Here is a 15101-nt window from a genome sequence, read left to right on the forward strand (position 1 = left end):
TCTCACTTCCCGCCTGATCGGCGGCTGAACGGACGTGTTTGGCTCCCGTTCAGAACACCCGGCCGCCGACGCCGCCGTCCAGGGTGATGACCCCGGTCAGCACGGTCGCGCTCTCGACCTGTTCCTCGCGGTATTCGGTGTATTCCTCTTCGCGATACATCGTCAGGATCTTCACCCCGGCGCCGTAGCGACGCAGCAGCGACCGCTCGTTGCAATCGCGCTCGGGCTTTTCGGGACGGCATTCCAGCCTGCCCTCCGGCCCGTACCACAGCGCCTCGTGCTTGCGGCAGGTCAGGGTCGTGCCGTGATCGAAGCTGATGTCGCCGTTATAGTCCGCTATGGTCGCCTGCAGCCATGTGCCCGACAGGCAGCGATAAAGCTCGCCGTCGAACCCATCCGCGATCTCGCGATCCGGCCGCACCTGCGAGGCGGGGTGCGGCACCTGGCGGTCGTCAATGCAGACGGCCTGGATGACGACGCGCTTCATCATGCTGCGGAAGGCGCTGTAGGGCGTGCGGATGGTCTGGGCGACCATGCCCTCGACGGCCAGGCCCTGGATCGTGGTCGGATAGGGCTGATCGACGCTGACATAAGCCGCGCCGCCTCCCCCGCCATAGCTGCCCGAGAACCCGCCCGCCCGTGCGTTCAGATACGACCGCGCGCCCGAGTTGGCGTTCGCGCCCGCGTTTGCATTGGCGTTCGCGCCAAGGTTCACGTTCACATTGACGTTGGTGTTGATGTTGCCGTTCCAGTTTCCGCCGCCACCGGGACCGCAGTTTTCACCGCCGTTGCAGGGTGGCTGAGGCGGAGGCGGCGGCGGCTCGCACGAGGTGCAGGGCGGCGGCTCGCAGCCTCCATTGCACTGCGCCAAAGCCGCCCCGGCGCCCGCCGAGACGACGAGGCCGGCCGCCAGGCCCAGCATCCATTTCGTGATCCGCAGCCGCATCGGCGGGAACTCCCAAACGTAGATTTCGTGTCGACTGGGCAAGACGCCAGCCGATCCTGCATTCACCAAAACGACAAAAGCCTTTCGTTTCCGTTGATGCGCCGCATCCTTCGGGATGGCGCAATGCCGCATCCGTCTGCTAGACCGCCCGCATAATGACCGTCCGCGTCTCCATTCGCCTGATTTCGATTAGCCGCCCGGCGTAGCGCCTCTGGGCCTCATGGCCCCGTGCACGCCGGGATCGACAGCCCTCAAGCAGCGCGAAGCGCGATAGGGCGAAGAACAGCGAACGTAACTCTAAAAGACTCCGAGACGACCCATGGCCGACGCCCCTGAATCCACCGCCCGCGACTATCGCGACACCGTCTTCCTGCCCGAGACGCCCTTCCCCATGCGCGGCGGCCTGCCCCAGAAGGAGCCGGTCATCCTGGAACAGTGGGGCGACCTCTACGGAACGCTGCGCGCCCAGCGGCAGAAGCAGAACGCACCCCTCTACGTCCTGCACGACGGCCCGCCCTACGCCAACGGCGACATCCACATCGGCCATGCGCTGAACAAGACGCTGAAGGACTTCGTGGTCCGCAGCCGTTTCCTGCTGGGCTATGACGTCGACTACGTCCCCGGCTGGGACTGCCACGGCCTGCCGATCGAGTGGAAGATCGAGGAACAGTTCCGCGCCAAGGGCCGCCGCAAGGACGAGGTCTCCAAGGACGAGTTCCGCGCCGCCTGCCGTGAATACGCCGGCAAATACATCGACCTTCAGCGCGACCAGTTCAAACGCCTGGGCATCACCGGCGACTTCGCCAACCGCTACGCCACCATGGACTTCACGTCCGAGGCGGCCATCGTCGCGGAGTTCCACAAGTTCAAGAACTCGGGCCAGCTCTATCGCGGCTCCAAGCCCGTCATGTGGTCGCCGGTCGAGCGCACCGCGCTTGCCGACGCCGAGATCGAATACCACGACCATGTGTCGCCCACGATCTGGGTCAAGTTTCCGGTCACGGCCATGTCCGACGACCATCCCGACGACCTGCTGGCCTTCCGCTCCAGCACCCCGTCCATCGTCATCTGGACCACAACGCCCTGGACCATCCCAGCCAACCGCGCCATCAGCTACGGCCCCGAGATCGCCTATGGCCTGTACGAGGTCACGGCCATGGAAGAGGGGCTTGAGTTCGCCCCCTGGGCCAAGCCGGGCGACCGCCTGATCCTGGCCGACAAACTGGCCGAGGACGTGTTCAAGGCCGCCAAGATCGCCGCCTGGACCCGCGTCTACGACATCAATCCCTCGGGCCTGGAAACCGCCCACCCGCTGGCGGCGCTCGACAGCGGCTATGGCTTCTCCGTGCCCCTGCTGGCCGGCGACCACGTCACCGACGACGCGGGCACGGGCTTCGTCCACACCGCGCCGGGCCACGGCGCCGACGACTTCGAGGTCTGGAAGGCCCATGGTCATCATGAGGTGCCGGACACGGTCGATCCCGACGGCGCCTATTATCCTGGCGTTCCCTTGTTCGCGGGCCTCAAGGTGCTGGAGACCGAAGGCAAGAAGACCGGCAAATTCGGCCCCGCCAACGGCGCGGTGATGGAAAAGCTGATCGAGGCCGGAAACCTTCTGGCGCGCGGCCGGATGGAACACTCCTATCCGCACTCGTGGCGCTCCAAGGCCCCGATCATCTTCCGCAACACGCCCCAGTGGTTCATCCGCATGGACGAGCCTTTGAAGTCGGGCGACACCCTGCGCGAGACAGGGTTGAAGGCCATCGACGACACGGCCTTCCACCCCGCCGCCGGCAAGAACCGCATCCGCTCGATGGTCGAGGGCCGTCCCGACTGGCTGGTCAGCCGCCAGCGCGCCTGGGGCACGCCGCTCGCCATGTTCATCGACAAACAGACCGGCCACCCCCTGCATGACCCCGAGGTCGACGCCCGGATCGTCACGGCCGTCGCCGAACACGGCGCCGACATCTGGTTCACCGCACCCGACGCCGATTTCCTGGGCGCCCACGACCCGGCCCGCTACGAAAAGGTCGAGGACATCCTCGACGTCTGGTTCGACTCCGGCTCGACCCACGCCTTCACCCTGGACCCGCGCCTGCCGGAAAACGGTTATACCGGCGACCGCCCGGCCCACTGGCCGGCCGACCTCTACCTGGAAGGCTCCGACCAGCACCGCGGCTGGTTCCAGTCGTCGCTGCTGGAAGGTTGCGGCACCCGTGGCCGCGCCCCCTTCAAGGCGGTCCTGACCCACGGCTTCACCCTCGACGAGAAGGGGGAGAAGATGTCCAAGTCCAAGGGCAACACCACCGATCCTCTGACCATCATCAAGGAGAGCGGCGCCGACATCCTGCGTCTGTGGGTGGCTCTGGTCGACTATTCCGAGGACCAGCGGATCGGCAAACAGATCCTCCAGACCACGGTCGACGCCTATCGCAAGCTTCGCAACACCGTCCGCTATCTGCTGGGCGCCCTGGCCGATTTCGACCAAGCCGAACGCCTGCCGCTGGACCAGATGCCGCCGCTGGAGCGGTTCATCCTGCACCGCCTGCACGAACTCGACGCCCAGGTCCGCACCGCCTACACTGAATACCGCTTCCAGGACGTCGTCCGTCCGGTGCTGGAGTTCTGCTCCAACGACCTGTCGGCCCTCTATTTCGACATCCGCAAGGACGCCCTCTACTGCGACCGCCCCGACAGCCTGCGCCGTCGCGCCGCCCGCACCGTGATGGACGAGGTCTTCCTGCGCCTCACCGCCTGGCTGGCCCCGCTGACGCCCTTCACGATGGAAGAAGCTTGGACGACGCGCTTCCCGGATGCGGGGACGAACTGCGCCCGGGTGATCCCGGAGACACCAGCGGAATGGAACAACCCGGCCGAGGCCGCGCGTTGGGCCGCGATCAACACGGTCCTGGAAGTCGTCAATGAATCGCTGGAAGCCGCCCGTCGTGAGAAGCTGATCGGCGGCGCCCTCGACGCCTGGCCCACGGTCACCGCCCCGGCCTCGGCCTTCGCCCCGTTCGACGGCCTCGACGCCGCCGAGATTTTCCGCACCTCGGGCGCCGACCTGGTCGAAGGCGAGACCATCTCCGTCACGGTCGCCACCGCCGACCACCCCAAATGCGCCCGCTCCTGGCGCCGCGTCCCCGACGTCGGCTCCGACCCCGCCTATCCCGACCTATCGGCCCGCGACGCCGATGCGGTTCGGTATTGGGACCAGACGCACGGCTGACCACAACAACGTCTCCTCCCCACTTGTGGGGAGGAGGACCGCGAAGCGGTGGAGGGGCTCTCGAAGTCCCACAGGCGGCTGCGATGCGGTGAAGAACCCCTCCGTCACGGCGCTGAAGAAGCGCCGCGCCACCTCCCCACAAAAGGGGGAGGAGACGATGCTCAGCCATCACAATGACGCTGGTCCATTCGCAGCGAATCCAATCGCTTGCCGAATTATGTCCCCCTTCTCCTGCCCACGGTGTCAAACCGCCGCATAATACACCCGTCCCGTCGCATGGAGGGCTCGCTTGGCCTGCGACCTTGCGGCGGCGGGAGCGGATGGAACGGGAGCGGGTCTGAAACGGCTCGCGCTGACATCGACTCATGGAGCGGTGTCGAAGGGTCGAGGGGGATACTCGATCGCACTCGGGACGGGGTTTCGCAGACCCCGCCGACCCGTCGCAGGCTTATGGGGTTAGGCGATAAGACCGCCACCGCTCGACGCCCCGAGCTTGCAGGCCAACCAACCGCGCGGAGCGTCATACCCTTCGTCGAAACGGTACTTACAAACTCACACTCCGGGCGAAGGCCCGGCGCTCCGCCCAGCCCTCCATAAACTTCGCAGCGAAAGCGCGAAGACGAAGCCGTTTTCCGTCCCGCGCGACACTGCGTCATCTTGTCAAACGCACCCCAGCGCCCCAACTGCAAAGCCTAGCCAAAATCACACCTTCGCTCGCGACAGGAGCCCTGATGCCGCATGCCGACAGCCTGATCCTCACCCTGGTCGGGGGCTTCGTCCTCGCCTTCGTGTTCGGCATGCTGGCGCATCGGCTGAAACTGTCGCCCCTGGTCGGCTATCTGGTCGCCGGGGTCGTCGTCGGCCCCTATACGGGCGGCTTCGTCGCCGACACCGAACTGGCGCCGCAGTTGGCCGAGATTGGCGTCATCCTGCTGATGTTCGGCGTCGGCCTGCACTTCTCGCCCAAGGATCTGATGCAGGTCCGCAAGGTCGCCATCCCCGGCGCCCTGGTTCAGATCGCCGTCGCCACCGTGCTGGGCTGGGGTCTGGGCCGGTTCGTGCTGGGCCAGGGCGATGTCGAGGCCCTGCTGATGGGCTTCGCCCTGTCCGTCGCCTCCACCGTCGTCCTGCTGCGGGCGCTGGAGGAGCGCAAACAGGTCAAGGGCGAGATCGGCCGCATCGCCGTCGGCTGGCTGATCGTCGAGGATCTGGTCATCGTCATCGCCCTGGTCATGCTGCCCATGATCCTGGTCCCGCCCGGAACCCAGACGGACTTCGCAGCCCTGGGGACCGACGTCGGTCTGACCCTGCTCAAGGTCGTGCTGTTCGTGGTCGGCATGCTGGTCGTCGGCGGCAAGGTCATTCCCTGGCTGCTGATCCGCATCGCCCACACCAAGTCGCGCGAGCTCTTCACCCTGGGCGTTCTGGCCATCGCCCTGGGCATCGCCTGGCTGGCCTATTTCCTGTTCCACTCGTTCGCCCTCGGCGCCTTCCTGGCCGGCCTGGTGATGAACGCCTCGCCCCTGGGTCACAATGCGGCCGAGCGGTCCCTGCCGCTGCGCGACGCCTTCGCCGTGCTGTTCTTCGTCTCGGTCGGCATGCTGTTCGACCCGATGATCGTGGTGCGCCAGCCCTGGGCCGTCCTGGGCGTGCTGGGCATCGTCATCGTCGGCAAGTCGGTCGCCGCCCTGGTCATCACCAAGACCTTCAAACTGGACCGCCCCACCGGCTTCACCGTCGCGGCGTCCCTGGCCCAGATCGGCGAGTTCTCCTTCATTCTGGCCGCGCTCGGCGTGTCCCTGGGCGCCATGAGCCGCGAGACCCACGACCTGATCCTGGCCGCCGCCCTGCTGTCGATCTCGTTGAACCCGTTCGTCTTCCTGTTCACCGACCGGATGGGCGGAAAGCCCAAGCCGCCCCCGGCCAGCGCGACCCGCCCGCCTGCCGCCGACGGTCCGATCACGGATGCGGTAGCCACGACCTGAACCCCTTTTCGCACCGCGCGACGCCCGCTATCGTCCGATCATGGACATGACCGCAGCAGACCAGGCCGTTCTTCACTATGGCGACGGCGAGTTCGCGGTGCTGAAGCCCGGCCGCTTCGTGCGCTGCGCCGTGACGGACAAGCCGATCCCGCTGGAGATCCTCCGCTACTGGAGCCCGACGCGCCAGCAGCCCTATTTCGGACCCGCCGAATTCATCGCGGCCCAGAAAGCCGCGACATGACCCCGTCGCGCCGCGCCCTGCTGACCGGCGCGGGCGCCAGCCTGATCGCCGCACCGCTGGCGGCCCAAGATCGAAACGCTCTTCCGCTGGCCCTGAACGGGGCTTGGCGCCAGGGCGGCTACGCCCTGGGTCGCACCACGCCGCGCGCCCTGATCTTCGTCGATGGCGAGGCGCTGACCACCGCCTCGGCCGCCGGCCTGTTCGTCATCGGCTTCGACCGCGACGCCGCCTCCAGCGTCCAGATCGAGGCCCGCGCCGACGATCGCTCGGCTCGCCGTACCCTCGACATCGCCCCCTACGCCTTCCCCTCGACCAGCGTGAACGGCCTGCCGCCCTCGACCGTCGAGCCCAGCGACCCCGCCCTGCTGGCCCGCATCCAGCGCGAGATCGCCCTCAAGACCGAGGGCTTCGCCAGCCGCATCGACGCCGACGACTTCAAGTCCGGCTTCATCTGGCCGCTGGAGAGCTACCGCGTCTCCAGCGCCTGGGGCGCCCAGCGCATCCTGAACGGCACGCCCGCCCGCCCTCACTACGGCATCGATCTCGCCGCCCCCCAGGGCAGCGTGATCCGCGCCCCCGCCGACGGCCGCATCGCCTTCGTGCGACCGAACATGCATTTCGAAGGCGGCCTGACCCTGATCGACCACGGCCAGGGCCTGATCACCTGCTATCTGCACCAGTCCCGCCTGGACGTGGAACAGGGCCAGCGCGTGCGACGCGGCGATCCGCTGGGCCGCGTCGGCATGACCGGCCGCGCCACCGGCCCGCACCTGTGCTGGCGCATGAAGTGGCGCGACCGCAATCTGGACCCGTCGCTGATGGTCGGCGCCTTCGCGCCGCAAACGCTGGCTTGATCAATGGCTACGCTTGCGGGACTAGGTATAGCCCCTTAGCGTCCGGTCGCCATTCGTCGGGGACCGATGTCTTCTCTCAGATCGCTGAACGTCCTGCTCGTGGACGACAATCAGAACATGCGCGCCATCGCCGCCGCCGTGCTGCACTCGGCCGATATCCGCAACGTCCATGAGGCGGCCGAGGGCGCGACCGCCTTCGACCTGCTGCGACGCTGCCCCATCGACCTGGCCATCGTCGATTTCAACATGTTCCCGCTGGACGGGGTCGAGTTCACCCGCCTGGTCCGCACCAGCCCCGACAGCCCCAATATCTTCCTGCCGATCATCATGATGACCGGCCATTCCGAGCGCAGCCGCGTCTATGAGGCCCGCGACGCCGGGGTGACCGAGTTCATCGTCAAACCCCTCACCGCCAAGGCCGTGCTGGACCGGATCAACGCCGTCATCATGCGGCCCCGCGCCTTCATCAAGACCGACGACTACGTGGGCCCCTGTCGCCGGCGCCGCGAGACGCCGGACTATTCCGGCCCGTTCCGCCGCGCGTCGGACGCCTCGCGCTCCAACGCCGCATAGACCTTGTCGGGCCAGCGCTTGTGGACCCAGAACCAGTCCACGGGATGCTCCCTCACGCGGTCCTCGACGAAACGGTTGGCGGCTTGAATCCCTGCCAGGGTATCGGCCGCCTTGTCCTGGCTCTGGCTGACCACGATCGGTTCGTGCGCCGTCACCCGGAACCGCACGCCCGGCAGCCGCACCACCGACAGCGGCAGCATGACCGTATCGAACTTCAGCGCCAGCCGCGCCGCCCCCGGCGAGGCGTTCACCGGCTGACCGAAGAACTCGACCTCCGGCCCCTGATTGTATTTCTGATCGACAAGCAGGGCGATGGAATCGCCGCGCTTCATCCCCGCCATCAGCTCGCGAGTTCCGTCGCCCTTGGGCGCAAACAGGCGGATGCCGTACCGCTCGCGGCTCTGGCGGATCAGAGCGTCCACATAAGGATTGTTGGCGGCGCGATAGGTCACCTGGCACGGCACGCCCGAGGCCATGATCACCGCCGCCATCACCTCGAAGTTGGCCAGATGGCCGGAGATCAGCACCGCCGGCCGGCCGCTGTCGCGCAAGGCGTGCAGCCGCTCCATCCCGACCACCTCGACACGTCCGCCCTCGGGCGTCAGCCGATCCATCACGGCCAGCTCGGCGAACGTCCGCCCCGTCTGATCCCACTGGGCCAGCGCCAGCGCCTCGCGCTCAGTGGCGCCCATGTCGGGAAACGCGATCCGCAGATTGCGCATCACCGTCTTCTGCGTGCCGGTCAGCGGCCCCAGCGAGCGCAGCAGCCAGCCACCCAGCCCTGACGCCCGTTCGACGCCCAGCAGGCGCAGGAAGCCGAACAACGCCTGGAAGCCCAAGGCCTCCAGACGCCAGATCAAATCTTGCCGCACATCTTTTGCGCTACCGCCCTTCGGGCGGCTTGAGCGCGTGTCTTCACCAGGCAATCGTCAACCCACCGTCCACCACAAGCGTCTGCCCGGTCACATAGGCCGACGCAGGGCTGCACAGATAGACCGCCGTGCCCGCGATTTCATCGGGCTGGCCGATCCTTTTCAGCGGCGCGGGCTCGGTGACCGTCTTCAGCAGCTCGGGATTCTCCCACAGATATTTGGCGAAGTCGGTCTGGACCAGGCCCGGCGCGATGCAGTTGACCCGCACGTTCGACGGTCCCCATTCCACCGCCAGGTTCCGCACCAGCTGCATGTCCGCCGCCTTGGAGATATTGTAGGCGCCGATCAGGGCGTTGCCGCGCAAGCCCCCGATGGACGAGATCACCAGGATCGCCCCGTCCTTGCGCTCCACCATCTGCGGCGCGACCATCTGGATCAGCCAATGGTTCGAGATGACGTTATTCTGAAGGATCTTCTCGAACTGATCGTCGGCGATTCCCGCCATCGGCCCGGCATAGGGATTGGTCGCGGCATTGCAGACCAGGATGTCGATCTGACCGAAGGCGGCGTTGGTCTCGTCCACCAGCCGCTGCAAATCCTCTTTGGAGGCGATGTTGGCCGGAACCGCGATGGCGCGTCCCTCGCCATACTTGCCGTTGATCTCGGCGGCGACCTCGTCGCACGGCCCGGCCTTGCGCGACGAGATGACGACCTTTGCGCCGTGTTCGGCCAGCCGTTCGGCGATCGCCTTGCCGATTCCGCGCGACGATCCGGTGATGATTGCGACCTTGCCGGTCAGATCGAACAGTTCCATTGCGTTTCCCGTGGTTCTGGCGGGGATATTTATCGTCCCGCTCTAGCCGAATGACATTGATAGCCTGATACTCGGGCGATTCCATCCGGGAGTGGCCGACCGCCAGCCGATGCGCAACGTAACAACGGGCTTTCTCTACTTCGCCTACCTGTTCCTCGGCATGACCGTGGGCGCCTTTCTATGGCGCGCCGGTCTGGGGATCGGCGCAGGCGTGGCCGGAACGCTCGGCGCGCTGGGTCTGCTGGGCGCCTTTCACGGCATCGTCACCGGCATCGCCGAGCGTCGCGTCCTGAAGAAGGAAATCGGCCAGGTCCGCGAGGCCCACCGCCTGCTGGCCGACGCGATGGAGTCGACGCAAGGCGCCCTGACCGAACTGGCCCACGCCATCGAGAGCGGCGTCCTGTCGGACACCGACGCCCTGACCGGCGAAGTCCGCATGCTGGAAACTCTGGTCCAGCAGATGAGCGAGAGCATCGACGAACGCCTGTCGGCCGCGCCCCACATCGGCGTCGAGACCTTCGAGGGCCGCCGCATGGCCCAGTCCAACGTCTTGCTGCGCACCATCCACGAGGCGCTCAGTGAGGGCCGCGTCGATCTGTATCTCCAGCCGGTCGTCTCCCTGCCCCAGCGCCGGACGATCTTCTACGAGAGCTTCACCCGCCTGCGGGACTCGACCGACCGCGTCATGATGCCGGCGGAATACCTGTCCATGGCCGAGGGCGAGGGCCTGGTGCCGGCCATCGACAATCTGCTGCTGTTCCGCTGCGCCCAGATCGTGCGCCGCCTGGCGCGCCAGGACCGCAAGGTCGGCGTCTTCTGCAACGTGGCCCTGACCTCGCTAGGCGACGACACCTTCTTCCCGCAGTTTCTGGATTTCCTGTCCGAGAACCGCGACCTGAACCAGGCCCTGATCTTCGAACTTGGTCAGGCCACCTTCGACGCTCGCGGCGCCATCGAGGCCCGCAACATGGCCAAGCTGGCCGACCTCGGCTTCCGCTTCTCGCTGGACAAGGTCCAGACGCTGGATCTCGATTTCGCGGACCTCCAGCGTTCGGACGTCAAGTTCATCAAGGTCTCTGCCGACCTGATGATCGAACAACTGCTGGACCTGGACGGCGGCGCGCCCTTGCGCTCCATGCCCGACATCCAGGCCGCCGACTTCGCCGCCCTGACCCGTCGCTACGGCGTCGAGGTCATCGCCGAAAAGGTCGAGAACGAACGCCAGGTCGTCGATATCCTGGAGCTTGATGTCGCAATGGGCCAGGGTCACCTGTTCGGCGAACCCCGCGCCATCAAGGAACAGGTCCTGGCCGAAACCGACCCCCCGGCCGAGTTCCTCCGCTCGACGCTGCGCAGCGCCGAACAGCGCCGGCGGTCCTAAGCCTTCGCACTGTCTCCTCCCTGCTTCGCGGGGAGGTGGCGCGGCGCGGCTTCGCGCCGTGACGGGGGGGGGTCTGCGACGCATCACCGACGCCGTCGCAGCTTCAAGAACCCCTCCACCGCTTCGCGGTCCCCCTCCCCATTTCATTGGGAGGAGACTTTCGCCGCTGCGTCCTAGCGGCTACCAACACCCCATGACCCTCCCCCACGCCCTGCCTCACCTCGGCGCCGTCGCCGGCGACTACGACATCCTGCTCTGCGACGTGTGGGGCGTGATCCATAACGGCCGCGAAAGCTGGGCCGCGCCGTGCGAGGCTCTGACGCGGTTCAACCGCGAGGGAGGGCATGTCGTGCTGATCTCCAATTCGCCCCGCCCCGCGTCCGACGTGATCGCCCAGCTCGACGGCCTGGGCGTGCCGCGCGAGGCGTGGAAAGCCTTCGTCACCTCCGGCGACGCCACCCGCGCCGAACTGGCCAAGCGCGCGCCCGGCCCGGCCTGGATCGTCGGCCCCGAACGCGACGCCCCCCTATACGCCGGCCTGGACCTGACCCGTGCCGACAGCGCCAAGGACGCCGCCTTCATCTCCGTTACGGGCCCGGTGGACGACACGGTCGAGACGCCTGAAGACTATCGCGAGCGGTTCGCCTTCGGCGCCGAACGTGACCTGGAACTGATCTGCGCTAATCCTGACCGTATCGTTCAGCGTGGCGACCAGATCATCTATTGTGGCGGCGCCCTGGCAGACCTCTACGAATCCATGGGCGGCCGCGTCGTCATGGCGGGCAAGCCTTTCGCCCCGATCTACGACCTGGCGATCCACGAGGCGGAAGGCCTGCTGGGCCGCCCCGTCGATCGCTCGCGCGTCCTGTGCATCGGCGACGGCGTCGTCACCGACGTGATGGGCGCAAACGCACAGGCGCTGGACTGCCTGTTCATCGCGCAAGGCATCCACGGCGACCAGGCCAAGGGCGAGGACGGAACCCTGGATTCCGCACGCGCCGGCGCCCTGCTGAAGGCGGAAACGACCTATGCGCGATACGCCGCGCTCGAACTCGCCTGGTAAGGCTCGCCATTTTGTCGCACCGCCGCTAAAGCCTCATCCATGGTCGAATTGGTTCAACAGCATCCGTCCGGTGGTTACATCCTGGACGAACTTCACGTCGGCATGGCCGCCGAGAAAATCGTGGTCGCGACGGAGGACCGCATCCGGCTGTTCGCCGAGGCGTCCGACGACTTCAATCCCGTCCACCTGGACGAGGCCTTTGCGTCCAAGACCGCCTATCGCGGCCGGATCGCCCACGGCCTGCTCAGCGCCTCGTTCGGATCGGCCGTGGTCGGCACCATGCTGCCGGGCGCGGGGTCGATCTACATCTCCCAGACCCTGGCCTTCCATCAGCCGGTGCGCATCGACGACGTCGTACGCATCGTGATCACCGTGATCGAGGTCGAGCCCGAGAGCGCGCGGGTCAAGCTAAGCTGCGAAGGCTTCGTCGGCGAGACCATGATCATGGACGGCGTCGCGGTCGTCCGCGTTCCCCGCCGGCGCAAACCCTCCCAGCGTTGATGCAGATCGTCCGCGACTGGCGCGGTCTGTCCGAGGCCTTTAAGGGCGCGGCGGTCGCCGTCGGCGCCTTCGACGGCGTGCACCGCGGCCACCAGGCCGTCATCGCCGGCGCACGTGACGCCGCCGAACGGCTGGGCGCGCCGCTCGGCGTCGTCAGCTTCGATCCCCATCCGCGCCGCTGGTTCCAGCCCGAGGCCGCCCCCTTCCGCCTGATGACCGCCGACCAGATGGCCGACGCCCTGGCGCCGCTGGGCGTGGACATCCTGTATCTGCTGCCCTTCGACGCCGAGATGGCCAGCATGACCGACGCCGATTTCGCCCAGCAGGTGCTGTCGGAAGGCCTAGGCATCCGCCACGCCGCCGTTGGTTTCGACTTCACCTTCGGCAAGGGCCGGTCGGGCTCGCCCGAGGGTTTGCGCGCCTATGGCGAGCGGCTGGGCTTCACCGTTTCGGTCACCGAACGCCTGGACGACGCCGACGGCTTGAAACTGTCCTCCAGCGCCGTGCGCGAGGCCTTGAAGGCCGGCGACATGGCCCGCGCCGCCGCCATCCTGGGCCGCCCCTTCGCCATACGAGGCGAAGTGATCCACGGCGACAAGCGCGGCCGCACCATCGGCGTGCCGACGGCCAACGTCGCTCTCGGCGACTATATGCGCCCGGCCTACGGCGTCTATGCGACCCGCAGCCGACTGGCGGACGGGCGCATCGTCGACGGCGTCGCCAGCCTGGGCGTGCGCCCCATGTATGCTCTGGAGACCCCGCTCTTGGAGGTCTGGCTGTTCGACTTCGACGGCGACCTCTACGGCCAGACGCTGGACACCCAACTGGTCGCCTGGCTGCGCGGCGAGGAAACCTTCGACGGCCTCTACGCGCTAAAGGCCCAGATCGACGCCGACGCAGCGGCGGCGCGGGCGGTTCTCAGCGGATCATAGGGGCCGAAGCTCCGCCGCAAACCGCTTCCAGTTCTGCACATAGTGCTCGGCCGACATCCGCAACACGGCGATATGTGACGGATCACGTTCGCGCACCACCTTGCCGGGTTGGCCCACGACCAGGCTGTTGTCGGGAATAATCTTACCCTCGGTGATCAGGGCGTTGGCCCCGATGATGCAGTTCTTGCCAATTTTCACCCCATTCAGCACTACCGCCCCGATGCCGATCAGGCTGTAGTCGCCGACCTCGCAGCCGTGCAGCATGGCCTTGTGCCCCACCGTGACCCCGCGGCCCAGCGTCAGAGGCGATCCCATGTCGGTATGCAGCACGCTGCCGTCCTGAATGTTGCTGTCGGGACCCACTGTGATGGGATCGTTGTCCCCGCGCAGCACCGCGCCGAACCAGACGCTGGCGTTGGCGTGCAGAATCACATTCCCTATCACCGACGCACTTGGAGCCACCCAGTATTCGCCCTCAGGCGGAAGCTGAGGTTTGCTGTCGCCCAATGCGTAAATGGTCATCAGTACACCACCTAATCTTTGAAAAATGAGGGCTTTAACGGATCGCTAACCACGATAGCATCATTGTGTTGATGCGATTCGTGGGTCGCCATTTCGGCCCCGGATCCGAAACCGGATCAAGCCCGATCCGGTCATTGTCGGGGCTTTCGCGTGGCGCGTTGGGATCCTGGTTCGGTCGTTCGTCGGCGGGTTCATCCCGTTGCTGACGGCCCTGCTGTCGATCCGGGCCGTTGCTCTGCAGGCCTCGACCCTTTCCTCCCCAAGACCATCCAAGGCGGCGCCCGTTCGGGTCCGCCTTTTTTCATGCCCTGGAGGCGTCCATGACCAAGCGTGCTGCAACCAAGCGTCAAACGCGTGAACACGGAATCCTGGATTCGCGCGACTTCATGGAGGAGTCGAAAGTTCGCCGGCTCCATGCCCCGCACAATGAACGGTCGGGCTGGTCGCCCAGCCCGTCCAACGATGATCGGGAACAGGGCTACCTCAAGACCCTGAAGCCGAAGTCGGAGGGCCAGATCGAAATGATGGAGGCCATCGACCACCACAACCTCGTCATGGCGCTCGGCCCCGCAGGCACCGGCAAGACCTATCTCGCCGTCGCCAAGGCCGTCGAGGCGCTGGAGGCTGGCAAGGTCGGCCGCATCGTCCTCAGCCGCCCGGCGGTCGAGGCCGGCGAATCGATCGGCTTCCTGCCCGGCGACATGGAGGACAAGCTGGCCCCCTATCTACGCCCGCTCTACGACGCCCTGTCGGATCGGCTGTCGATGAAGCGGGTCAAGGCCCTGATGGCCGAGGGCCTGATCGAGATCGCTCCCATCGGCTATATGCGCGGCCGCACGCTGAACAACGCCTTCATCGTCGTGGATGAGGCGCAGAACTGCACCTACGTCCAGCTGAAGATGCTGCTGACCCGCCTGGGCTGGCACTCGACGATGGTGGTCACGGGCGATCCGCAACAGTCCGACCTGCTGCCCGGCATTTCGGGTCTGTCCGACGTGTCCGCCCGACTGGAACCCGTTCCAGACATCGCCGTGGTCCGCCTGGCCGAACGCGACATCGTTCGTCACCCGCTGGTCGCCTCGATGATCGGCGTCCTCTGAGTTCCTCTGCCTGCAGCTGGCGCACGAGGCGTCGGCTGCAGGCTTCGTTGCAGCCGGAAACCAAAAGCCATTGTCCCCAAGTGCACCG

The 15101-nt window shown here is 66.7% G+C and carries 14 protein-coding genes; 10 read left to right on the forward strand and 4 right to left on the reverse strand.

Annotated features, from left to right (window positions below):
* Window positions 1–49: 49 nt before the first annotated feature.
* Entirely contained in the window at window positions 50–946 is an 897-nt protein-coding gene (locus tag CHRYSEO8AT_RS01735) for a hypothetical protein (protein ID WP_236547383.1), read from the reverse strand.
* A 319-nt stretch (window positions 947–1265) separates the two neighbouring features.
* On the opposite strand from CHRYSEO8AT_RS01735, the gene ileS reads away from it, so the two are divergent.
* The 5 genes from ileS (at window position 1266) to CHRYSEO8AT_RS01760 (ending at window position 7828) form a co-directional block, all read left to right on the forward strand.
* A complete protein-coding gene (gene ileS, locus CHRYSEO8AT_RS01740; RefSeq protein ID WP_159845365.1) occupies window positions 1266–4175 on the forward strand; it encodes an isoleucine--tRNA ligase in 2910 nt (969 codons plus the stop codon).
* 731 nt (window positions 4176–4906) lie between these two features.
* Window positions 4907–6160 carry a cation:proton antiporter gene (locus CHRYSEO8AT_RS01745; protein WP_159845368.1) on the forward strand — a complete coding sequence of 418 codons (1254 nt, stop codon included), beginning with the start codon at window positions 4907–4909 and terminating at the stop codon, window positions 6158–6160.
* Between the two features lie 40 nt (window positions 6161–6200).
* Entirely contained in the window at window positions 6201–6401 is a 201-nt protein-coding gene (locus CHRYSEO8AT_RS01750; protein ID WP_159845371.1) for a DUF2093 domain-containing protein, read from the forward strand.
* Window positions 6398–7255 (forward strand): M23 family metallopeptidase, encoded by an 858-nt coding sequence (locus CHRYSEO8AT_RS01755; RefSeq protein ID WP_159845373.1) that lies wholly within the window; start codon window positions 6398–6400, stop codon window positions 7253–7255. Before CHRYSEO8AT_RS01750 ends, CHRYSEO8AT_RS01755 begins: the two co-directional genes overlap by 4 nt.
* Before the next feature lie 66 nt (window positions 7256–7321).
* Complete coding sequence (locus tag CHRYSEO8AT_RS01760; protein ID WP_159845376.1) at window positions 7322–7828, forward strand: response regulator; 507 nt, start codon at window positions 7322–7324, stop codon at window positions 7826–7828.
* On the opposite strand, the gene CHRYSEO8AT_RS01765 is transcribed toward CHRYSEO8AT_RS01760, so the two are convergent.
* Both CHRYSEO8AT_RS01765 and CHRYSEO8AT_RS01770 read right to left on the reverse strand, forming a co-directional pair.
* Window positions 7774–8700 (reverse strand): lysophospholipid acyltransferase family protein, encoded by a 927-nt coding sequence (locus CHRYSEO8AT_RS01765; RefSeq protein ID WP_159845379.1) that lies wholly within the window; start codon window positions 8698–8700, stop codon window positions 7774–7776. The two genes, CHRYSEO8AT_RS01760 and CHRYSEO8AT_RS01765, sit on opposite strands and share 55 nt — an antisense overlap.
* Before the next feature lie 43 nt (window positions 8701–8743).
* Window positions 8744–9514 (reverse strand): SDR family NAD(P)-dependent oxidoreductase, encoded by a 771-nt coding sequence (locus CHRYSEO8AT_RS01770; RefSeq protein ID WP_135193322.1) that lies wholly within the window; start codon window positions 9512–9514, stop codon window positions 8744–8746.
* Between the two features lie 109 nt (window positions 9515–9623).
* Between CHRYSEO8AT_RS01770 and CHRYSEO8AT_RS01775 the strand changes: the two genes are divergently transcribed.
* From CHRYSEO8AT_RS01775 to CHRYSEO8AT_RS01790, 4 genes are all read left to right on the forward strand, one after another.
* On the forward strand, window positions 9624–10895 hold the full coding sequence (locus CHRYSEO8AT_RS01775) for an EAL domain-containing protein (protein WP_159845384.1): 1272 nt from the start codon (window positions 9624–9626) through the stop codon (window positions 10893–10895).
* A 193-nt stretch (window positions 10896–11088) separates the two neighbouring features.
* Entirely contained in the window at window positions 11089–11958 is an 870-nt protein-coding gene (locus CHRYSEO8AT_RS01780) for a TIGR01459 family HAD-type hydrolase (RefSeq protein WP_159845386.1), read from the forward strand.
* 39 nt (window positions 11959–11997) lie between these two features.
* Window positions 11998–12459 (forward strand): MaoC family dehydratase, encoded by a 462-nt coding sequence (locus tag CHRYSEO8AT_RS01785; RefSeq protein WP_159845388.1) that lies wholly within the window; start codon window positions 11998–12000, stop codon window positions 12457–12459.
* Entirely contained in the window at window positions 12459–13391 is a 933-nt protein-coding gene (locus CHRYSEO8AT_RS01790) for a bifunctional riboflavin kinase/FAD synthetase (RefSeq protein WP_159845390.1), read from the forward strand. The genes CHRYSEO8AT_RS01785 and CHRYSEO8AT_RS01790 overlap by 1 nt, the downstream gene beginning before the upstream one ends.
* Here the strand turns inward: CHRYSEO8AT_RS01790 and CHRYSEO8AT_RS01795 are convergent.
* Window positions 13386–13913, reverse strand: coding sequence for a gamma carbonic anhydrase family protein (locus CHRYSEO8AT_RS01795; RefSeq protein WP_159845391.1), 528 nt, complete (start codon window positions 13911–13913; stop codon window positions 13386–13388). The genes CHRYSEO8AT_RS01790 and CHRYSEO8AT_RS01795 overlap by 6 nt on opposite strands.
* Window positions 13914–14221: 308 nt before the next feature.
* On the opposite strand from CHRYSEO8AT_RS01795, the gene CHRYSEO8AT_RS01800 reads away from it, so the two are divergent.
* Complete coding sequence (locus CHRYSEO8AT_RS01800) at window positions 14222–15013, forward strand: PhoH family protein (RefSeq protein WP_159851569.1); 792 nt, start codon at window positions 14222–14224, stop codon at window positions 15011–15013.
* Window positions 15014–15101 lie beyond the last annotated feature (88 nt).

It is taken from the genome of Brevundimonas sp. G8 (assembly GCF_902506205.1).
In the GTDB taxonomy this organism is placed as follows: domain Bacteria; phylum Pseudomonadota; class Alphaproteobacteria; order Caulobacterales; family Caulobacteraceae; genus Brevundimonas.